The sequence below is a fragment of the Gloeocapsa sp. PCC 7428 genome, from assembly GCF_000317555.1.
In the GTDB taxonomy this organism is placed as follows: domain Bacteria; phylum Cyanobacteriota; class Cyanobacteriia; order Cyanobacteriales; family Chroococcidiopsidaceae; genus Chroogloeocystis.
The window spans coordinates 1740881-1762040 of sequence record NC_019745.1 but is presented as its reverse complement, the minus strand read 5'-3'; the positions used below and the strand labels follow the sequence as shown (position 1 = coordinate 1762040).

Sequence of the window (21160 nt, the reverse complement as noted above, 5' to 3'; positions counted from 1 at the left end):
GACAAAGCTGACGAGATACGCTGACTTCCAGCCTCCGACCTTTGGTCTCCCCTCTTCTCACCCAGAGAATTAGCGATAAACTAGCGAGTGGGTGAAAGAAACAAATGGGAGTTTTTGGTGCGCCTGTTTACAACAATTGCGGCGTTGCGTTGTTACTTGGATATTTGCCGCCTAGAAGATAACCGGTTGACGCCAGAAAAACTAAGCGGTAGCGATTCTTTATACCAATCAGTTGGTTTGGTACCAACAATGGGAGCCTTGCACGCAGGTCATCTCAGCCTTATTGACCGCGCAAGACAAGAAAATGAGACAGTCATTGTCAGCATTTTTGTTAACCCATTACAGTTTGGACCCAATGAAGATTATCAAAGTTATCCGCGCACGCTTGAGCGCGATCGCCAGTTGTGCGAACAAGTAGGAGTAGATGTACTATTTGCTCCTACTTCCAAAGAGATGGGAATTGCTTCCACACTGCTGACTCAAGTTGTACCCCCCGCAGAAATGACTTCGGTTCTGTGCGGGCGATCGCGTCCTGGTCACTTTCAAGGTGTCGCCACAATTGTTACTAAGCTACTGAACGTCGTACAGCCCGATCGCGCCTACTTTGGACAAAAAGACGGTCAGCAACTCGCAATTATTCGCTGGTTAGTCAAAGATTTAAATATTCCCGTTGAAATTATCGGTTGTCCGATTGTCCGTGAAGCGTCTGGACTCGCGATGAGTTCGCGCAACCAATATTTGACACTCGAACAAAGACAAGAAGCCGCAGTTTTGTATCGCGCATTACAGCAAGCTCAACAAGTTTTTGCTGCGGGAGAGCATTTGAGCGAAGCATTAATTGAAACTGTAAAAAAAGAAATCACCGCTGCGAGTGCTGTTACCCTGGAATATGTTGAATTAGTGCATCCAATAACATTGATGCCGTTGGAGAAAGTAGAGGAATCAGGAATGCTAGCGATCGCAGCGCGAGTTGGTACAGCGCGGTTAATTGATAATGTTATTTTGCAAAATCGCCAACCCATCATCGCGATAGATGGTCCAGCCGGTGCAGGTAAATCCACCGTCGCGCGTCAAGTAGCGGCAAATTTGGGATTATTGTATCTCGATAGCGGCGCAATGTACCGCGCGTTAACTTGGTTAGTATTGCAGTTAGGGATTTCTTTTGAAGATCAGTGTGCGATCGCCGAATTAGCAAGTCAAAGCGAAATTCAGCTAGTTCCTGAAGTCGATCCCGAATCCCCACAGCGCGTTTGGATTAACGACCAAGAAGTCACGCAAGCAATCCGCAGCATCGAAGTGACATCCCAAGTATCCGCGATCGCGGCTCAACCGGCGGTACGCAAAGCGTTAGTCCAAAAACAACAAAGTTTTGGTCAAAAAGGCGGTTTGGTCGCAGAAGGGCGTGACATTGGTACGCAAGTTTTCCCTGATGCAGATCTCAAAATTTTTCTCACGGCTTCGGTACAAGAACGTGCGAGACGCCGACAACAAGACTTTGAGGAACAAGGTCAACCACACATCAGTTTGGCACAACTAGAGCAAGATATCGCCGAACGCGATCGCAAAGACAGTACTCGTAAGATTGCGCCGCTACAAAAAGCGATCGATGCGATTGAAGTACAAACCGATGGTAAAGATGTTGCAGCAGTGACCGCCGAAATTATCCACTACTACCATCAACGATTGTCACGTCAGTAAGTTCAATTAAGTGGTTGATCCCTTATGCTTTGTTCAAAATTATTTACTTAATTTAGTCAAAGTGTAAGCGATCGCTTCTTTTTTTATTCAACAAACTAACTCAATTTCTATCACCAGCGAGTTTCTAGAAAACACTGAATATGAGCAAAATTCAGCATAATTTAATCTTTTATTAACTTATTCAAACATTAATTTTTATTTCACGTTATTTTTCAAGTTCAGACTAAAGAATACTACGTATAGGTGCCCGAACTTCTACAATAGATACTTTGTTGGCAAGCACTTATGTGAGGATTTCACACAATGGCATTTGAACTTTCAGCCTTACCTTATAATTACGACGCCTTAGAGCCGTACATTGACGCTCAAACGATGCAGTTGCACCATGATATGCACCATCAGGCGTACGTCAATAACCTCAACGCCGCAGTAGAAAAGCACGCACAACTGCAAAGCAAAAGTCTCGAAGATTTAGTTCGCGAACTTGATAGCATCCCAGACGATGTACGTACAGCAGTACGCAATAACGGTGGCGGACACGTCAATCACACGATGTTCTGGGAAATCATGGGACCAAATTCGGGAGGCGAACCGACTGGCGCAGTTGGCGAAGCCATTCAAGACACCTTTGGTGATTTTGAAACCTTTAAACAACGCTTCAATGATGCGGGAACCAAGCAATTTGGTAGCGGTTGGGTATGGCTTGTCCGTAGCCCTGATGGCAAGCTAGAAGTCATGAGTACTCCCAACCAAGATAGTCCTATTACTCAAGGTTACTTCCCGATCATGGGAAATGATGTTTGGGAACACGCTTACTACCTCAAGTACCAAAACCGCCGTGCTGAGTATCTCAAGCAATGGTGGAACGTCGTTAATTGGGATGAAATCAACAAGCGCTTTGAGATGTCAACTCGCTAGTTCATCGATGTCATTAGCGTAATTAGTTTGATTCAAAGCAGTCACGATTGCGTCGTGGCTGTTTTTTTTGCCGTTGCGTCAGGGATCAGAGGGGCAAGCCACTGCCTTGCCCGTAGAGATTAGAGTTAAATTTCTGAGGAACTGCCCCAAAATTCTAAATCCGCAATACGATGAGACTAACCCTCACTGGTGCTAGTTGATGGATAGTAAAGACTTAGCGCAATACTTGGAAGCGACAGATAGTATTTCCAAACCTTGGCTGTTAGTACAGCTACGCTTAAAGAAACTTCAAGAACGTCGCGCCACAACCTCGCCGGAAGAATATGCGCAAGAATTGACAGACATCCACCAAGATTTAATGAATTTAGGAGAATGGTGGCAGGGAATAGAGAATGAAGTATTTTAGTGCAATACAAAAACTATGAACGAAATGTCGGCAGTCGCAATGCCATAGTCCAACAGATAATGACGTTTGGCTGAGAACTCTAATTTTCTATTCCAAATCAATTAGTCTAAGCTACACATTAACGCTCATCCTTAAAGAGCATTGCTTTGCCTTCCATAATGGGTAATACCATTTCACTTTAAATTTGCTACAAATGGGTAGCAGAGGAAGCAGGTGTGCAGAGGAAGCAGAGGTGCAGAGGGGGCAGAGGAAGAAATTAACTGTAATTCTTATTTAGTGAAATGGTATAAAGTGTCCTAACTACTTTTGTATTTCTAAGTCAGCAACCTCGGAGCGTAAGATTTTTAATTATACTTACGGACTTAATCAAAATATAAAATTTAACATCCAAAATAGTATTAATTCCCTAGTTAAAGTTTTCCTGGCAGTCACTTAACCTATATGCCCAGAACAAAAAAAACCGCGACTGAAATTAATCTTAAAGATCCCCAATACTACTTTAATCGCGAGCTAAGCTGGTTGGAGTTCAATCATCGAGTACTACATGAAGCCTGCGATCCGCGTACGCCGTTGTTAGAGCGACTCAAATTTTTGGCGATTTTTAGTTCCAACTTAGATGAATTTTTCATGGTACGCATCGCCGCTTTAAAAGAGCAAGTTGCCGCGAAAGTGACGCAGTTAACTCCTGATGGTCGAACACCGCAAGAACAACTCGACGCAATTAGTCAACGACTACGCCCCTTAGTAACTCAACAACACCAGCACTTTGAGCAAGTCATTCGCCCCGCACTGGCGCAAGCAGGAATTCACATTCTCGATTATATTGATTTAAATCAAGAACAGCGGAATTACTTACAAGACTACTTCGAGGAACAAATTTTTCCTGTTCTTACCCCGCTAGCGATTGATCCTAGCCATCCATTTCCTTATATTTCCAATCTCAGCCTTAACCTCGCAGTTGTTGTTAAAAATCCAGATACCGAAGCTGAGTTCTTTGCCAGAGTTAAAGTTCCTAAGGCATTACCCCGCTTTTTAGCACTACCCCCAGAATTAGGAGTACAGGCACAAGAACAGCCTGTGCATTGGACTGGAGTTCTTTTAGAACAGGTACTAGCACATAATCTAGAGTCGTTGTTTCCTGGAATGAATATTCAGGAGTATTACCTATTTCGCATCACGCGCGATTCTGATTTGGAACTTGAAGAAGATGAAGCGGATGACTTGCTGCAAGCAATCGAACAAGAATTGCGTAAGCGGCGTGTTGGTGGTTCGACCGTCAGGCTAGAAATTGAATCGCATATTCCAGAACCCGTTAGGTTAAAGCTACTACAAGAGTTAGATTTAGAAGAAACGGATGTTTATGAAATTCAAGGGTTACTAGGTTTAGGCGATCTCATGTCGTTTATGGCATTACCCTTACCTGAACTCAAAGACCCACCTTGGAAATCAGTTATTCCGCCCCGCGTACAAGGAATCAGTGTTCCTAAACTTAATCCAGACCTTCAGGAATCTGAGGAAGGTAAAGATTTTTTTTCGGTAATTAAGGAAGGAGATTTATTAGTCCACCATCCGTATGAATCTTTTTCTTCTACTGTGGTGAGGTTTATTACGCAAGCTGCCTACGATCCAGATGTGTTAGCGATTAAAATGACACTTTATCGCACCTCTGGAGATTCACCAATTGTTAATGCACTCATCGCAGCCGCCGAAAACGGCAAGCAAGTCGCGGTTTTAGTCGAACTCAAAGCGCGTTTCGATGAGGAAAATAATATTTATTGGGCGCGGCGCTTGGAACGTGTAGGGGTTCATGTTGTTTACGGTGTCACAGGCTTAAAAACGCACTCAAAGATCGTCATGGTTGTACGTCGCGAGGGCGATCGCATCCATCGCTATGTTCACATTGGCACAGGTAACTATAACCCTAAAACTGCACGCCTCTACACTGATTTGGGACTGTTTAGCTGTCGTGAAGAACTAGGCGCAGACTTAACCGACTTATTTAACTACTTGACAGGATACTCGCGCCAAAAGTCTTATCGTCAACTGCTAGTTGCACCCGTAAATATGCGCGATCGCTTTCTTGCTTTGATTCGTCGTGAAATCGAACATTGCCACAACGGCGCAACTGGTCGCATCGTCGCTAAGATGAATTCGCTAGTAGACCCGCAAATTATTGCCACGCTTTATGAAGCATCACAAGCAGGAGTGCAAATCGATTTAATCATCCGTGGTATATGCTGCTTGTGCCCTGGACTCAAAGATATTAGTGAAAATATCCGCGTAATCAGTATTGTGGGACGCTTTTTAGAACACTCGCGCATCTTTTACTTTGACAACAATGGTCAAGAAGAAATTTTTATTGGCAGTGCTGACTGGATGCCGCGCAACCTAGATCGCCGCGTTGAAGCAATTACCCCAGTGGCTGATCCAAAAATTGCGAAAGATCTTCAGGAAATCTTAGGAATTTTGCTGGCAGATAACCGTCAAGCTTGGGATTTGCAACCAGATGGCAGCTACATTCAAAGAAAACCAACAGAAGATAGCCCAGAAGCAAGCTCGCAAAATATCTTAATGCAACTGGCACTTGATGCAGGAATAACAAAAGAATAGAACGCTTGTACAAACATTGACTAGCCCTCTTCCGTCCACGCCAGTTGCAACAACAGGATAAACCCCACTCAGAGCGATCGCTCCTCAATCCTAGTAAAAATTAAGCTTTTTAATGTTCCCCAAACTTGGGGGGTTGGGGGGCGAGTTTTTCATCAAGTCTGAAACTTCTGTAGTCTTATATCATCTTCGGTTAAATAACCTTATCTTTGTGGCAATTACTGGTCACTAGCCACCATTTTTATCATCACTCATCAACCGGACTTAATATTAGATCTTTCTTTACCAAACTTTACCTCAATAACTTTTACTAATTAATAGCTGCAATATTTGTAATCACTGCTGCAATCCGATTCACCCAGCAGATAGAGTGAAATAGCGTTAACTATGTCATAAACTAAACTAAACATTTAACAAATCGCTACTCATTATTATTGGATGTTACCCTTGTCTTGCCAGTCTAGTACCCTACGCGTTTTAGTAGCTGATGACCACGAGCTAACCCGCTTTAGCCTCAAGTTAGCATTAGCGAATCAAGAAAATATTGAGTTAGTTGGTTTAGCAAGCAATGGCTTAGAGGCGGTGGAAATGGTACAACGCCATCATCCTGACGTGATCATTCTTGACTTGCAAATGCCAGTCATGGATGGCTTGAGTGCTTCTAACCAAATTAAAGATATTGCTCCAGGTACTCAAATTATTGCTTACTCCTCCTTAGAGGAACCAAAACTACGCGAGAGCAACCAACTTAACAATATGGATGCTTTTTGCCGAAAAGATACATCTACTCCCGAATTAATTGCTTTGGTACGCGAGATCGGCAATCGTAATATTAAATAGCAGAAAATCTATCTAGCAGCTAAGGGCAACACAAGCGACTTGACCAAGCGCCAATGAACCTAGTAGTCAGTTCTATTTTGGCGCTTTTTGGTATTGAAAAGTTAATTTTTTAACTTAAAAAGACTGCGCTTCGTTGGGAAAAGTCCGACGAAACTCATCGATTAGGTCGTCCATTTCTTCCAACGCCTGGTTAACATCTGTTCTTAAAATCCCTAAGTTAGGTTGTTCTAACAATCGCAAAAGCGTTTCACGTTTACTCACAACTTTAGCGACTCGTTCGCGTAAGGTTTCTGGGTTCATGTTGCTATAGTAATTCTTGACTCTGCCCCTATTGTAGTCAAAGCGATCGCATCCAAGCCTATCCTACAAATCATATCTATCGTAAAAAAAGCATAGTTAATCTTTTGCAAGTGATGTCATGATGACTAACCCTGCCAAGCATACATTACAGCTTGATGATTTCACAATGCGATCGCTGCAACCTGCTGACTTGGATGCGCTAGCCGCAATTTGGGCTGATCCTGAAGTCACGCGCTTTCTTCCTAGCCGAGGAGTCCCAATTCCCAGAGAAAATGCCGAAAAATCGCTGAAATCTTTTATTAATCACTGGCAACAACGCGGCTACGGAGTTTGGGCAATTATCGAAAACGATTCCGCTCGAATGGTTGGCTATTGTGGTTTACGCTATTTAGATGAGATCGACGAGGTTGAAGTTCTTTACGGACTCGCTAAAGAGTATTGGGGGCGAGGAATTGCAACACAAGCAGCAAAAGCAGCCGTTTCTTACGGTTTCAATGTGGCTAACCTCGATAAACTGATTGCGATGGCATTGCCCGATAATTTTGCCTCAAGAAGAGTCATCGAAAAAGCTGGCTTACAGTACGAAAAGCAAATTCATATTTTTAATCTCGATGTTCTCTACTACTGTGCAAAACGATGACGTCTTTTCCTGCGTGGTATTTTGATGAGTTTAAAATGGCTGGCGTTGCCTTCCATGATGCAGCCCAAGTTGAAGTTTACGATCGCAATCAAACATCCAGTACGCCAGAAAAAGAGCAAGCTTTGGTTACTCGGTTAGAAATTAGTACCAACCATTCTGTCATCGATCTAGGAGCAGGTACAGGTAATTTTGCGATTCAAGCTGCGCTGACAGGGGCTTATGTCTATGCTGTTGATATTTCACAATCGATGCTCAGCTATGCTCAAAATAAAGCGCAAAAAACCGGCGTGACAAATATCAAATTTCATCAAGCAGGATTTTTGACTTACCAACATCAAGATCAGCAAGTTGATTTTGTTGTCACAAAAAATGCCCTTCACATCTTGCCTGATTTCTGGAAAATGGCGGCTTTACTCAGAATTGCTGCCTTGCTTAAGCCGAAAGGTGTCTTCTACTTGCGAGATGCCATTTTCTCATTTCCACCTGCCGACTATGAAGCATCGATTAATGAATGGATTAGACGAGTTGCCAAACCTGAAGGCACAGGTTGGACAGCCAAAGATTTTGAGATGCACGTGCGCGAGGAATATAGCACGTATACGTGGATTATCGAAGGGATGTTGACCAAAGCAGGGTTTGAGATTGTAGAAGCAAGTTACAATACACCAACCTATGCTGAGTATCTATGCATCAAAAGCAGTTGATAATAAAGCTTAGAGTTATTGCCATTACCTGCAAAGTCATGTTACGTCAAACATCTTTAGGAACACTAGGGTTAGTTCTCGGTGGAATATTAACCATTGTGGGATTTACTGCCTATTTCAATGGCAACCCGACGCTAAATTTAGTGGGATTTTTCTACGGAATTCCTTTATTACTCGGAGGATTAGCGCTGAAAGCTGCGGAACTCGTACCAGTGCCATTCAGCCAACCGACAACACCAGAGTTACTAACACTGCGTAAGACTCAAGCAACAGCGACACAAAATCAAATTCGTCAAGATGTGACTCGCTATCGTTACGGTCAAGAAGCACACTTAGATACAGCGCTGTCGTTTTTAGGTTTAAGCCCCACAGATGAAGAAAGACCAGTGATTACGGGTTTACGCGAAACTGAAATTGCAGGTGCTTATGCTTTAATTTTAGAATTTGACTCGCCACTGATTCCTTTGCAAGTTTGGCAAGATAAACAGCAAAAAATGGAAAGTTTTTTTGGTCCTGACATCCGCGTAGAAATTACCCAACCAGAAGCAGAAAAAATTGAGTTAGCTTTAATTAAGTCTCAAGCAGTAAGTAGTACAACATTGTCAGAGGATTCAGGTGTTAAAGCAAGTTGAAACAAACACAGCACTAAATGTCTTTCACGATGGTAAGGAGCGATCACTACTACTTTTCTAGACGTACTGCATACCACTGTAAATACTCTCCTGGACCTAAATCGAATTCACAACTCGTATCAATTAAATATTGAGCTTGCGCTTGAATTGAAGTAAAGCGCTCTAACTCGCGTGGTAAATTTTCCTGGCGTTGGGTGAGAATGACTTGCAGCTTTTCTAGTAGTTCGGCTGCCGTTAAAAACTGTTCAGGTTGGTTGGGTTCCAGCACAACAAAAGTGTCTTGCTGGTACATCATAGGGTCTGGCATTTTTAGGTTTGTGTAACTTTAGGTAGTGTCAGCTTTAAAAAAGCAAGTGTTATATTCTTGCTAAGATTTAAAGCTTAAGCTTTCTAGATTGTAAACCGTCTTTTACTTTGGTAATGTTGCGCTTCGTAAGAAATAACGGCAGCAAAGTAAAGCATTTTTTGGTCTAGAAAGCGCGTTCACTATCGTGATTGAAAACTAGATTTGTATGAGCCGAACTGATGCTTGTTTGATCTTTAATCCGGTTGCAGGTCAAAGCGATCCTGAGCAAGATTTAGCTCAAATTCGCGAAATTCTAGAAGCGGAAATTAATCTAGATATTCGGTTTACTACTGAGGAAAAGGGTGCAGACGAAATAGCTAAAGAGGCGATCGCTCAAGGTGCAACGAAAATCATTGCTTCTGGTGGTGATGGCACGCTATCTACAGCGGCGGCGGCATTAGTCGGTACAGACATTCCTCTGGGTATCATTTCTCGCGGTACAGCTAACGCTTTTGCGGCTGCTTTGGAGCTACCAAACACAATTGAAGCAGCTTGTCAAACAATTTTAGGCGGTGCGACACGTGTTGTCGATGCGGCACGGTGTAATAATTTACCAATGGTTTTGTTAGCAGGAGTAGGTTTTGAAGCTGAAACTGTCAAACGCGCCGATCGCGAAGCCAAAAATCGCTTTGGGATGTTGGCGTATGTTATGGCTGGGCTGCAAGAATTGCGCGAAATGGAGAGTTTTGAAGCCGAAATAGAAACTGAAGATAAAATCATCACAGTAACTGCGGTGGCGGTAACAGTTGCGAATGCTGCTCCTCCAACTTCAATTTTGGCACAAGGACCTGCCGGAGTCGTCTTTGACGACGGGCTACTCGATGTGACAGTGATTGCACCCGTATCGCGTGCAGGTGCGATCGCGGCTTCTTATCACTTACTTCAAACCGCGTTGAACGAAAATGCGGTACAGCGCGAGGATATCGGTTATCTCCGTGCCAAACGAGTTATTATCCGCACAAATCCATCCCAAAGAGTCGTGTTAGATGGCGAACTGATCGGTGACACTCCGATTGATGTTGAGTGCGTACCAGGAGGATTAACCATTTTTGTTCCACAAGAAGCCGCCCCAGCCTCTCCTATCGAAAAACTTGAAGGACTACCAGGCTTAAAAGTCGAGTCTAAATCTACTTCTGGGTTTGAAGAATAAGCGCAAGTGACTACAAGCCGATCGCGAAATTTGAACTCGCGATCGTGACCTTTTACCGATCGCAGATAACATTTGTACTGAATTTAATTTGCGGCGATCGCGCTTTGTGTTTGTTTCAGTTTTTATTTTAGAACTGTATACTTACTACTTCCCGCGTGATATCTTGCCATAAACCTGATAAGCAATTTTCTGACTATGAATATCGATAGCTCTAAACTACATTCATAATCAAATCATAGTCAAACAAATATTCAAAAAATGAAGTCAAGCAATAAGACTCATGAGTTACTGTGTCGTAAGGAAGTCTCTATGCATTAATTCATAAGGCTTTTACTCTGAGCTTCCATATTTTACGGCTATGATCAAATAAAGCCGATGGCGAGATTTGAACTCGCGACCGATCGATTACGAATCGATTGCTCTACCACTGAGCTACATCGGCATGGCAGTATATGATTGTAGCAGCTTTCTTTTCTATGGTAAAACCAACTTCCAAAAATCGCAGCAATAAACGTTTTACACCTGAGCAATACGCGCGTTTAAAAGCTGAGGCTGCGGCTCCTTATCGAGGTTTGCGCAAATTTATTTATATCAGTTTTGGTGCCTCTGGTTTTATCGGAGCATTAGTTTTTCTTGCCCAACTAGCAGCTGGACGTGATGTAGAGACAGCTTTACCTAATTTTGCACTTCAACTTGGAGTAATAGCCTTGATGGTCTTTCTGTTTCGCTGGGATCGCGAATCGCGTTGAAAATTAAGCTGCTGATGGTAACGCAATAACTATTGATAGTGTGAGCTTTTAATAAAAATTTAAATAGATTTAATCAAAAACACACAATAGTAGAAAAAATAAAGAAATAATTAGGAAACGCAAGATCTCGTATTGTTTCTGACATCATATATATAGGTTCAAACGGGGTCAGCCAATTTAAAGACCCTGAATATAAAAGCAAATAAATAAGTAGGGTCATCATAATATAAAGACCCTAAAGCACATAAAAACTCAATGTTTGTAGCGCCAGAACTGTAACAGCAGCCTGGCGCTTTTAAATTGAGGTTAAGGAACTCTTACTAAATATGGGGATGCGATCGCTTGTGCGCGTCCAGAATTGACGAGAGCTTGATAAACAAACGCTGCGACTTCAGCACGCGTAGCAGGGCGATTAGGATTTAGTTGATTTGGCGTTGGGTAGTTGACAACAAGTTGCCTTTGAGTTGCTGCTGCAACTGCATCAGTAGCATAACCTGGAATTTGGGAAGCATCAGCATAAGTAGAAAGAACATTTGGATTATCAGCACGCAAATTCAAGCCATTTGCTAAAGAAACTAATACTTGAACGCGGGGAATTTGCTGCTGTGGTTGAAACGCACCACCAGGATAACCCGCGACAAAGCCTCCTCGATAAGCACTTTGAATTGCTTGATATCCCCAGAAATTGCGGCTGACGTCGTTAAAATCTTGTGCCTCACGTTGCGGTGTTGGGGTAAACGCTTTGCTGACAATCGCCGCGAATTGCGCGCGCGTCACTGGTTCATTGGGCTTAAACGTGCCATCAGGAAATCCAGCAATAATCTCGCGCGATGCCAAAGCAGCAATGTACGGTTGCGCCCATAATCCTTGAACATCACTAAAGGCAAATTGTGGTGCGACAAGATTGACTTTACCTGAGGTGCGCTTCGCATCAATCGTATTACCTACAGCAAGTAAAGCATTGCCACGAGTTGCGTTGTAAACATCGTAGCGCTCGTTACTACGGATAATGTTATTTCCTGCACTTTCTGCCGTACCAAGATCCGGTTGAGCGTTGATGGTTGCGACAACACCATCGCGCTTGTTGTTCTCGATCACGTTACCACGTAAAACAGGACGTGCCGATTCAGAAATGTAAATACCATCTTCGTTTTCTTTGATTTGGTTTTCTGCAACGAGCGGTGAGGAAGCACCACCGATCGCCAACCCAAAGCCTGTATCTTGGAACGTATTGTTGCGAATTTCACCTTGGGCAGAACGTGCTACTGAAATGCCATTACCGCCGTTTTTGCTAAAGACATTACCTTCAATTTTGGGATTGGCTGTACCAGTTACAAAAACACCGTCGCGGTTACTATCGATAAAAGTATTGTTCGTGACGGTAGGATTTGCAGATTCAATCCACAGCGCGGTTCCGCGTGTATTCGGGTTGGTAATCGTCACGCCGCTAACCGCGCTATTATTTTCAGCGCGTACTGTAACATTTTGCCGCGCGAACGTAGGACTGATGTATTGTCCACCACCTGTAATGACAATCGATTGTCCTTTGCTAGCTTCATCGCCGCGTAATGTCACACCTTGTTTAATGGTAAGTGGAAAAACTTCTCCTGTTTCACTGCTGTAAGTCCCAGGGGCTAACTGAATTGCTGTGCCTGGTTGTGCTTGGCTAAGTGCGTAGGTAATAGTCCTGAAAGGAGCAGCGGCGGTACTTCCAGCACCAGCACTATCGGTTCCTGTTTGGGGATTGACGTAAATAACTGTTGTCGTTGCAGGAACTTGATTTGTACTTGGAGTCGTCGGAGTAGTTTGAGTGGGAGATAAGGTTGGCGATGGTGAGGGTAATGAAGTTGGAGTCGGGCTAGGTGATGGTATTGGTGAGGGTAATGAAGTTGGAGTCGGGCTAGGTGATGGCGATGGTGATGGAGTGAGAGTTGGCGTAGGAGCAGGATCGTTGGTTGTGGGAACAACGAATTGAGCCAGCTTTTTAGAGGAGGCGATCGCGCTGTTGCCTAAAATTGCACCTGTAGCAACCAAAAATAATGCACTCAATCCCGCACCCAAGGGTAGATGTGGCGCACGACCTTTAGTAGATATAACTCTAAAAATATTTGATTTGCGATTATTTGAATCGTGGTTTGTCATACTGTCTGCATCTCGTGTCTTGAACTAACGTAAGGTGGCGTACAAACGCAAAATTTCATTGACGAAGAGCACGTGCATTATGCTTGTGTCTCTTCACAGCCTGCTTTGAGGGCTGACTCACATTGCCTCATTTTGTCTGGCATGGTTAACGACATCAGTTTATGAGTATTTGACCAAATACGCTATTGACTGAAAAGTTTTAAAACCCATGCAAAACTATAGCGGAAGACAAATACATTTGTAGCCATGTTCCCTAAGTTTTTTGTCAAAAAATATGACTTACGCAGGAGCGCTAAGAGCCGACAACAACAGCCGTTGCAGCGAAGAAGATCGCGAAGGAAGTAAATGTCAGAAATAATCAGAATCCTATCAGTAAATTTCCTTAATTGAACTGGTATAAAAAGAGAAATAAATACTTTCAAGTAGCACTGACACCCAGCAGGATTCATCAGTGTTTGAAATCAAGGTGATTATCTCTAAAGATAGAACTTACTTCTAACGCTGCGGATACCGCAACTTAACAAATCAATTTTTCGTCAAATATCTTATAAAGAACGATTTAAAATCACACAAAAAATGCGTTTAAGATTCTTACATCTTGCTGCTGCATTAGTAGCAAGTAGTGTTTTTTTGAGTAGTAATGGAGTTTTTGAAATACCTGTGGCTAACGCGGCTGAACGCGTAGTTTTAAGATATCGAATTTTTCGCCAATCGCTTTCAGTTGCTGAACTCGCCCAATTTGCGGAAACGGGAGAACTTTCGCGATCGCTACGTTCTAATCTTGCCAGAGCAGGACAAGATCCGGCAACCGTACGCCGTTATTTAACTGAACCTGTTAAAGTCAATCCGGTTTTCTTGGATCGCGTGTTAAATAGCCCTGTGGGTAATGCTTTACTCGATGAAATCAGCCAAGTCATTTATACACCTTCACGCCGTGCAGATAGACAAGCATTACGCGCTGCTTTAGTCCTTTCCGCCCGTGATGGACAAGTTTCACTGATTGAAGTGCTGCAAAACTATCCCACACGCGAAGTACAAGTAGATGGCGATCGCTTAGAAATTGCTTATCGTCAGTTACGTCGCTTAAGCGGAAATATTCAAGATATTCTTAATCGTGGCGCACGCGTTCGAGACTTGCTCAATCGAGTCAGCTAATCTCGGTTCCCTTTCAGGTTGGTATAATTCAGCAAGGGAGTTATGCTTTTCATGCTTCCCTTGCGCACTTCAATACGCTAGAGTTTCTAAAGTTTCGCGCAAATAAAGTTTTACTTGATGGTCTAAACTGAGATCTTGAACTTGGGTATCTTGTGACGATCGCTCAAGTTGCCAACGGCGAAATCCAGAAGTAGTAGCGATCGCTTGTTTGAGATGATCCCAAATTTGGTGTTGATCCGATTGGTAAGGGCGAGAAGCAGGGATAATAGCCATATTTCCTCAGTTTTCTGTGTGAGTGTGTACTAACTTTGGTAAAAGTTGATTCACCTGCAAACCTAAAATTGTAAAATCTGGTGCTATGTTCTCTTGAGGATAAGGTTTTATCGCGGCAAATTCTGCATCACTGGTAACAAGCACCCGCATCACACTTACGGGAATTTGAAAAAACAAGTTCGCGAAGGCAAAACTACAGCCAGCGAGTAATAGTCCTAAAATCCGCCATTCACGGGGAAATAGAGTCAAGGCTACAACTGGTGCAATTTGGTACAATTGCCACAGCACTGTAACTAATAATACCGCAGCTAAGATAGTTAGTACTTTGTTGATGCGGGTATTGATTAAACTTAAAATTTGGCGCTGTTGGGTCGTTAATTTTTCTTGTTTGAGTGCGATCGCCAAAACCGCAAAAATGTAAAACGGACGTTGCAACTGCATCCACACGACTGGGACAACTCCCATCGCAGCAACAAGCGCTACCTCTAACCAGATGGGTAAAACAGGATCTCCCACCGCCAATCCTAATAAACACACATCTAAACAGATTGGGACGACGGCTAACCCCGAAAGGTGAATCCACAACATGGGTTCTGACCGAAAAGACATAGAGTAGGTAGTGCAGTATCAAAAATCAAGAAGAATAGGGGCTACAGACAATGAGTATCCCTAGCCCCTAGCCTTCTAATTTCTAGCCCCTCCTAATGTACGGCGCTTCGTTACCATCTGGAAGGCTTCGATGATATCGCCTTCAGCCCAATCGTTAAATCGATCGACACCAATACCGCACTCGTATCCGGCATTAACTTCGCGCACATCTTCTTTCATCCGTTTCAACGAGTCAAGCGAGCCTTCGTAGACAATCTTACTACCGCGCCGTACTCGCACTTTGCAGTTACGAATCAGCTTACCGGATAGAACGTAGCAACCAGCAACAGCGCCACGCCCAACAGGGAAGACCGCACGTACTTCGGCTTGACCGAGGGATTCCTCAACGAGTTCTGGCTCTAATAGACCTTCTAACGCGCCTTCAATATCTTCCAGCAGTTTGTAGATGATATTGTATTCGCGGACGTCTACACCGGCTTCATCGGCGGCTTGTCGAGCGCCGCTAGCAAGCGTTGTGTTGAAGCCAATGATTACCGCGTTACTCGCCGCTGCCAAGTCGATGTCAGTTTCGGTAACTTCGCCTGGTGCTGCTAACAACAAGCGGATTTGTACTTCGTTTTGCGGAAGTTGCTTAAGCGCACCAACGATCGCTTCGACTGAGCCTTGAACGTCGGCTTTGAGGATCAAGTTGAGTTCTTTCAACTCGCCTTCTTGTGCCTGTGCGGAAGCGCTGGTGAGCGTAGCACGTCCTTGCATTAAGCGCGATTGCCGTTGCTTGTTGGCGCGTTCCTCGGCGATCGCGCGTGCTTCCTTCTCTTGTGAGAAGACGGCAAATTCGTCGCCTGCGGCTGGTACGTCGCTTAAGCCTAAGACCTCTACTGCGAATGAAGGCGAAGCGATTTCGACACGGCGTCCGCGATCGTCTACCATTGCCCGAACTTTACCAAACGCCGAGCCAGCTACTAAGACATCGCCTACGTGTAAGGTTCCGTTTTGGACTAACAAAGTCGCAACAGGTCCTTTGGCTTTGTCAAGATGTGCTTCAATGACTGTACCTCTGGAAAGACGGTCGGGGTTTGCCGAGAGTTCTTCCACTTCGGCAACAAGGAGAATCATCTCTAGGAGTGTATCTAGGTTTTCGCCTTTGATCGCGCTGACTGGCACCATAATTGTTTCGCCGCCCCATTCTTCTGGAGTTAGCCCGTATTGTGTCAGTTCTTGTTTGACGCGATCGGGTTGTGCGCCCTCTTTGTCAATTTTGTTAATCGCGACAATGATGGGAACTTCTGCCGCTTGCGCATGGCTGATGGCTTCAATCGTTTGTGGGCGTACGCCGTCATCCGCAGCGACGACAAGAATAGCGATGTCTGTCACCCTTGCTCCACGAGCGCGCATTGCGGTAAAGGCTTCGTGACCAGGAGTATCGAGGAATACGACTTGCTGCATTTGCCCGTTGTGTTCCACATCGACGTGGTACGCGCCAATATGTTGGGTAATGCCGCCTGCTTCTCCTTGCGCGACTTTGGTTTTACGAATTGAGTCAAGCAATGTCGTCTTACCGTGGTCTACGTGACCCATGATCGTGACGACTGGTGGGCGACGCTGGAGATTTTCCAGATCTTCCACATCCAACATTTCGGTGACTTTACGGGCTTCGGCTTCGGGTTCGGCGGTTTCAACTTCCACGCCTAATTCGTTCGCCACCATCGTCAGCGTCTGAATGTCCAAGTTTTGCGTGATATTAACCGCAATACCTTTAAGGAATAGGATTTTCACGATCTCGGTATCTGGCACAACCAGCGCTTGTGCTAGTTCCTGAACGGTCATTGTGCCTGTAATGACGATTTTCTCTGGACGTTCATCTTTTTGTTCAGGTTCGCGGCGACGATTTTGTTCGCGCGCTGGAGCCATTTTTTTACTTTTCACCGCTCCAACAGGACTTGCTGTCACCCCTGAACCACTAGGACGCGCCGCTTTCTGTCTAGGTGGTCGGGCGATCGACAGGCTCACCTTAATTGGAGCTTCGACATCGAGGTCAGCATCATCTAGGTCTTCTTCATCATCGAAATCGATGATGGGTTTCATGCGCTTAGTTTTTGCTCCTGCTTTACCCGCTTTAGACCCTGAATCCTGTCCTTCATCAATTTCTTCTTCTTGCCACTTTTTCCCACCTTTTTGAGGTCGGGGTGGTGTTGGTCGCTTGAGGAGTTTTTCGGGATCTTCGATTTCTAAAAGCGTCGCTGGTTGTGTCGCTTCCTCATCGACTTCTGTACTCGTTGCTCCTGCAAGTTTTGGACGATTGGCGATCGCGGCTGGTTCGTTGAGCCGCGATACCTTAGGTCTTTGCAGTTCTGGTACTGGTTCTGCTTTGGCAGCTAGTTGCCCTGGTTTTTGCCCCACAGGACGACGTGCGGGTTTTTCTGAACCACTATCTGCTCTTGTCTCTGCCGCTGCTGGTCTATTACGTTGAGCTTGATCGCGCTTGAGGATCGGTCGCTCAGGTAAATTGAGTTGTGGCATTGTTGGTGCGACTGGTCTGGCTGGCGGTTCGACGAGTTGTGGTTTTTGGGGAACTTCTTTGGGTTTTTGAACTTCTACGAAGTTTGCTGTTAACTCGTCGCGATTGTCGCTGTCTGGTGCTTCTGGTGCTTCTACTTCTACTTTGGCGTCTTCCGATGCCGCAGAACGTACAGGGCGTGGCGGTGGAGTCATCGGCTTAGTAGGTGCCGCTGGTGATGCGAAAGGACGTGGAGCAACGGGCGAATTTCCCTGCGGCTGAGAATTTGAGGCGACTGGAGACTCTGCCTGGTTTTGGTTAAGCCGAGGAGGGGTCTTTGGTTTACGAATTTCCAAGATCTGTTGCTTCGGTGGCAAGTTAGGTCTAGGTTTAGTTTTGTTAATTTGATTTGCGTGTGTAACGGTTGATTCTCGCCGCGACGACGAACGCTCGGCGACATACTTTTCAGCTAAAGCGCGAATTCGCTCTGCTTCATTTTCACTGATCGTGCTGCTGTGACTCTTGACTGCAATATTAAGCTGGTCACAAATTGCTAGTAGCTCTTTGTTATCCAAATTCAATTCTTTTGACAAATCGTATATCCTTACTTTGCCGTTATTCATCCACTCTTCCCCTTTACCTACCAGTTTGATACGGATGGTTGCCTGAGTTTTGTTAGCATCTCCATCCTGTGAGTCCTGTGTTATTGGTTGCCGTTCAAGTTGCTGCCCGTGCCTCCAACAAAGTAAAGAGAGATGTTTTTATATGAAAAAGGTGTTTTACTGTCATCGCGACGGTTGTGTAAACATGCCATGCGCTTTTACCGCAATTTTATCCTTAGGGAATTTTTGCGGACCCTTTCTCTTGGGGGTACGCATCCGTACTAGCTAGTAATTTTGTATCTGTGTAGCTTCTTTATTTAATGTTGCATCAACCTGTAAAAAAATATGGTGTGATTTTAGTAGTTTATTGCACCGAATTAAATAAAATTGAGTTTCCTGTTTTTACTATTCTGCCACGAACCCAGTTTGACAAGAGTTAGTATCAATTCTCAGCAATTTCGCTGCCAAGATGCGAGTCCTAACGAAATTTGGAAATGACACTTAATTTTTGTTTGGGATCGGTAGTGTGGTTTCAATTTTTTGAGTTTCACTGACAGATGGGTTTGTTAATAAACGTTGCCCTAAGGCTTGGTAGATGGCTTCGGGAACAGATATCCGCAGCGATCGCCGCAACAGATTTTTCTTCTGGGCTGTTTGTAAACAGCCAGCTTGCGGACAAAGATATGCAGAACGCCCCATACCCTGATCTAATTGTAACTCCCCAGAAGGATAGACGCGGACAATTCGCCAGAACTCATGTTTCAAGGCGACCCGACGACAACTAATACAGCGTCGATAGTTAGGTTTCATCGATGAGGGTTCAGGATTTAGAGATCAGGGTTCAGCGATATTGTAATTGTCTATCTTTCGTTTCAGCTTAAGCTGGGGCATCGCTTACTTCCATAGTTTCTGTAAATTCTTCGTCTAGTTCATCTAATTCATCTTCGTCTTCTGCTTGATCCATTTCCATTTGAGCTTGTTGCGCTTGATATTCGGCAGCAGCGGCGGCAAATTTAGCGTCTTCTGCGGCGTAGTCGTACTTCGCGCGGTCTTTGATATCGATTTTCCAACCGGTTAAGCGTGCAGCTAAGCGGACATTTTGTCCTTCTTTACCAATTGCTAAGCTGAGTTGGTCTTCGGCAACAAGGACGTGCGTTTGCCGCGATTCTGGGTCCATCAAGCGCACCTCATCGACACGGGCAGGGCTAAGTGCGTTGGCAATATAGGTCGCGGGGTCTGGCGACCAACGAATCACATCAATTTTCTCGCCACGCAGTTCGTTGACAACAACTTGAATTCGCGAACCGCGCGCGCCAATACACGCACCGACAGGATCGACATCGCGTTCTAAGGTATCAACGGCGATTTTCGTGCGAGGACCAACATAGCGCGACGGGGGGTTTGCTTCGCGTGCCACTGCGACAATGCGCACGACTTCATCTTCAATTTCTGGAACTTCGTTAGCAAAAAGATATACTACTAAGCCCGCATCCGCACGCGAGACAACGAGTTGGGGACCGCGTTGCTGACCTTGTGAAACTTTTTTGAGGTAAACTTTGAACGTGGCATTTGCACGGTAGTTATCGTTAGGCAATTGTTCGCGTTTGGGTAGTTCGGCTTCGACTTCGGGCTGACCAAAACCGCTACTGACTGCCATAATGACCGATTGTCGTTCAAAGCGCAGTACTCGCGCTTGCAGAACAGTGCCTTCTAGGTCTTGAAATTCCTCTTGAATCATTTGCCGTTGTTGGTCGCGGAGTTTTTGCGCAAGTACTTGCTTGGTCTGCATTGCTGCCATGCGCCCAAATTCTTTTTGTTCGGGCGTCACGTCTAACACAACCTCGCTGCCAAGTTGTGCTTCTTCTGCGACTTCTTGAACTTCGCGTAAGGAAATTTGATGATCGGGATCGCTAATTTCTTCGACGATGGTTTTGGTGGCGAGGACGCGAAAGCCTTCTTCTTCTACGTCAAGTTCAACTTCAAAGTTGTCAAAGAAATCTTCGTCAAAATGCTGTTTATCGAGGTTTTGCGCTCGACGATATCGTTCGTAACCTTTCAGTAGTGCTTCGCGGAGCGCCGCTTGTACGGCAACACGCGGTAAATTGCGCTCGCGACTAATATTTTCAATTAAATCTTTCAGTCCAGGCAAACTTACCATTGACATAATAAAATCCTCAATAAAGAAAATAGGGGTCAGAGGTCAGGGTTCGGGGATCAGGGGGATAAAGAGTTACTCGTAAAGAGTGTTGAGTTAAGAAATTCTAATGCCTCCGGCACGCTGCACGAATAACTGAAAATTCAAAACCCAAAACTCCTAGATCGCCCTTCGCCTCTGTTCTAACGACGATCGTCTAGCTGTACTTTAGTAATGAGCGCGCGCGGAATGGCAACTACTCGACCTTTCTGGTTTAAGTAGACGGCTGTTTCATCGCGACGAATGAGTTGTCCTACCCACTCCTGCTGACCTTCATGCGGTTGAGAACTCCTAACAAGCACCGCAAACCCTTTAAAAGCAGTAAACTCTCGGTCGGTACTTAATTGCCGCGAAGTTCCTGGGCTAGAAACTTCCAACACATAAGCATCTGGAACAATACTTGCCTGATCCATTTGGGCTTCTAACGCACGACTCATTCGCTCACAATCATCTAACCCAGTATCTTGCTGTGGATTGCGTATATCCACACGCAGTACAGGAGGGCGTTGGTTAGTGTGAAAAACTACTCCGACCAATTCCAAGCCGAGTTCTTCTGCTACTGGTGTTGCTATTTCAATGATTTGTGGAATTAGGGGATGAGTCATTTTCCAAAATAAAAAAGTGGGTTGTTACCCACTTCCTGCGAAATGATATTTTCCAAGAAGTTTTTAGAACGAACTCATCTGAGGCTCGTTTCT

The 21160-nt window shown here is 44.7% G+C and carries 20 protein-coding genes and 1 tRNA gene; 11 read left to right on the top strand and 10 right to left on the bottom strand.

Annotation, left to right across the window (positions count from 1 at the left end; genetic code table 11):
- The first annotated feature begins 117 nt into the window (after nucleotides 1-117).
- The 5 genes from GLO7428_RS07720 to GLO7428_RS07700 all read left to right on the top strand — a co-directional run bounded on the left by GLO7428_RS07720 (nucleotide 118) and on the right by GLO7428_RS07700 (nucleotide 6469).
- Nucleotides 118-1698, top strand: a complete 1581-nt coding sequence (locus GLO7428_RS07720; RefSeq protein WP_015188007.1) for a bifunctional pantoate--beta-alanine ligase/(d)CMP kinase — start codon at nucleotides 118-120, stop codon at nucleotides 1696-1698.
- A gap of 303 nt (nucleotides 1699-2001) precedes the next feature.
- Nucleotides 2002-2616 carry a superoxide dismutase gene (locus GLO7428_RS07715; protein ID WP_015188006.1) on the top strand — a complete coding sequence of 205 codons (615 nt, stop codon included), beginning with the start codon at nucleotides 2002-2004 and terminating at the stop codon, nucleotides 2614-2616.
- Between the two features lie 199 nt (nucleotides 2617-2815).
- On the top strand, nucleotides 2816-3022 hold the full coding sequence (locus GLO7428_RS07710; protein ID WP_015188005.1) for a hypothetical protein: 207 nt from the start codon (nucleotides 2816-2818) through the stop codon (nucleotides 3020-3022).
- Nucleotides 3023-3463: 441 nt separating this feature from the next.
- On the top strand, nucleotides 3464-5632 hold the full coding sequence (gene ppk1, locus GLO7428_RS07705; protein WP_015188004.1) for a polyphosphate kinase 1: 2169 nt from the start codon (nucleotides 3464-3466) through the stop codon (nucleotides 5630-5632).
- A 435-nt stretch (nucleotides 5633-6067) separates the two neighbouring features.
- Nucleotides 6068-6469, top strand: a complete 402-nt coding sequence (locus GLO7428_RS07700; protein WP_015188003.1) for a response regulator transcription factor — start codon at nucleotides 6068-6070, stop codon at nucleotides 6467-6469.
- Nucleotides 6470-6583: 114 nt separating this feature from the next.
- On the opposite strand, the gene GLO7428_RS07695 is transcribed toward GLO7428_RS07700, so the two are convergent.
- Nucleotides 6584-6769, bottom strand: coding sequence for a hypothetical protein (locus GLO7428_RS07695; RefSeq protein WP_015188002.1), 186 nt, complete (start codon nucleotides 6767-6769; stop codon nucleotides 6584-6586).
- 118 nt (nucleotides 6770-6887) lie between these two features.
- Between GLO7428_RS07695 and GLO7428_RS07690 the strand changes: the two genes are divergently transcribed.
- The 3 genes from GLO7428_RS07690 to GLO7428_RS07680 are packed head-to-tail and all read left to right on the top strand — an operon-like array spanning nucleotide 6888 to nucleotide 8745.
- A complete protein-coding gene (locus GLO7428_RS07690; RefSeq protein ID WP_015188001.1) occupies nucleotides 6888-7409 on the top strand; it encodes a GNAT family N-acetyltransferase in 522 nt (173 codons plus the stop codon).
- The gene (locus tag GLO7428_RS07685; RefSeq protein ID WP_015188000.1) at nucleotides 7406-8113 is read left to right on the top strand and encodes a class I SAM-dependent methyltransferase; all 708 of its coding nucleotides are present in this window, start codon (nucleotides 7406-7408) and stop codon (nucleotides 8111-8113) included. Before GLO7428_RS07690 ends, GLO7428_RS07685 begins: the two co-directional genes overlap by 4 nt.
- A 38-nt stretch (nucleotides 8114-8151) precedes the next feature.
- Nucleotides 8152-8745: a DUF2854 domain-containing protein gene (locus tag GLO7428_RS07680; protein ID WP_051038408.1), complete on the top strand. Its 594-nt coding sequence runs from the start codon at nucleotides 8152-8154 to the stop codon at nucleotides 8743-8745.
- Nucleotides 8746-8794: 49 nt separating this feature from the next.
- Here the strand turns inward: GLO7428_RS07680 and GLO7428_RS07675 are convergent, their stop codons facing one another.
- Nucleotides 8795-9052: a chlororespiratory reduction protein 7 gene (locus GLO7428_RS07675; protein WP_015187998.1), complete on the bottom strand. Its 258-nt coding sequence runs from the start codon at nucleotides 9050-9052 to the stop codon at nucleotides 8795-8797.
- A 205-nt stretch (nucleotides 9053-9257) separates the two neighbouring features.
- On the opposite strand from GLO7428_RS07675, the gene GLO7428_RS07670 reads away from it, so the two are divergent.
- On the top strand, nucleotides 9258-10241 hold the full coding sequence (locus tag GLO7428_RS07670) for a YegS/Rv2252/BmrU family lipid kinase (protein WP_015187997.1): 984 nt from the start codon (nucleotides 9258-9260) through the stop codon (nucleotides 10239-10241).
- A gap of 370 nt (nucleotides 10242-10611) precedes the next feature.
- Here the strand turns inward: GLO7428_RS07670 and GLO7428_RS07665 are convergent.
- A tRNA-Thr gene (locus GLO7428_RS07665) sits at nucleotides 10612-10683 on the bottom strand.
- 34 nt (nucleotides 10684-10717) lie between these two features.
- Between GLO7428_RS07665 and GLO7428_RS07660 the strand changes: the two genes are divergently transcribed.
- On the top strand, nucleotides 10718-10990 hold the full coding sequence (locus GLO7428_RS07660) for a DUF3493 domain-containing protein (protein WP_041918549.1): 273 nt from the start codon (nucleotides 10718-10720) through the stop codon (nucleotides 10988-10990).
- Between the two features lie 306 nt (nucleotides 10991-11296).
- Here GLO7428_RS07660 and GLO7428_RS07655 read toward each other — a convergent pair whose 3' ends face one another.
- Nucleotides 11297-13132, bottom strand: coding sequence for a DUF1565 domain-containing protein (locus GLO7428_RS07655; protein ID WP_015187995.1), 1836 nt, complete (start codon nucleotides 13130-13132; stop codon nucleotides 11297-11299).
- Between the two features lie 576 nt (nucleotides 13133-13708).
- Between GLO7428_RS07655 and GLO7428_RS07650 the strand changes: the two genes are divergently transcribed.
- On the top strand, nucleotides 13709-14287 hold the full coding sequence (locus tag GLO7428_RS07650; protein WP_015187994.1) for an alpha/beta hydrolase: 579 nt from the start codon (nucleotides 13709-13711) through the stop codon (nucleotides 14285-14287).
- Between the two features lie 69 nt (nucleotides 14288-14356).
- Here the strand turns inward: GLO7428_RS07650 and GLO7428_RS07645 are convergent, their stop codons facing one another.
- The 6 genes from GLO7428_RS07645 to rimP all read right to left on the bottom strand — a co-directional run bounded on the left by GLO7428_RS07645 (nucleotide 14357) and on the right by rimP (nucleotide 21067).
- Nucleotides 14357-14560, bottom strand: a complete 204-nt coding sequence (locus GLO7428_RS07645; protein ID WP_015187993.1) for a hypothetical protein — start codon at nucleotides 14558-14560, stop codon at nucleotides 14357-14359.
- A 6-nt stretch (nucleotides 14561-14566) separates the two neighbouring features.
- Complete coding sequence (locus GLO7428_RS07640) at nucleotides 14567-15169, bottom strand: low-complexity tail membrane protein (RefSeq protein ID WP_015187992.1); 603 nt, start codon at nucleotides 15167-15169, stop codon at nucleotides 14567-14569.
- A 75-nt stretch (nucleotides 15170-15244) separates the two neighbouring features.
- A complete protein-coding gene (gene infB / locus GLO7428_RS07635) occupies nucleotides 15245-18289 on the bottom strand; it encodes a translation initiation factor IF-2 (protein WP_015187991.1) in 3045 nt (1014 codons plus the stop codon).
- Nucleotides 18290-18769: 480 nt separating this feature from the next.
- Complete coding sequence (locus GLO7428_RS07630; protein WP_015187990.1) at nucleotides 18770-19078, bottom strand: YlxR family protein; 309 nt, start codon at nucleotides 19076-19078, stop codon at nucleotides 18770-18772.
- A 67-nt stretch (nucleotides 19079-19145) separates the two neighbouring features.
- Nucleotides 19146-20432, bottom strand: a complete 1287-nt coding sequence (gene nusA / locus GLO7428_RS07625) for a transcription termination factor NusA (protein ID WP_015187989.1) — start codon at nucleotides 20430-20432, stop codon at nucleotides 19146-19148.
- A 173-nt stretch (nucleotides 20433-20605) separates the two neighbouring features.
- Nucleotides 20606-21067: a ribosome maturation factor RimP gene (rimP, locus tag GLO7428_RS07620; RefSeq protein ID WP_015187988.1), complete on the bottom strand. Its 462-nt coding sequence runs from the start codon at nucleotides 21065-21067 to the stop codon at nucleotides 20606-20608.
- Nucleotides 21068-21160 lie beyond the last annotated feature (93 nt).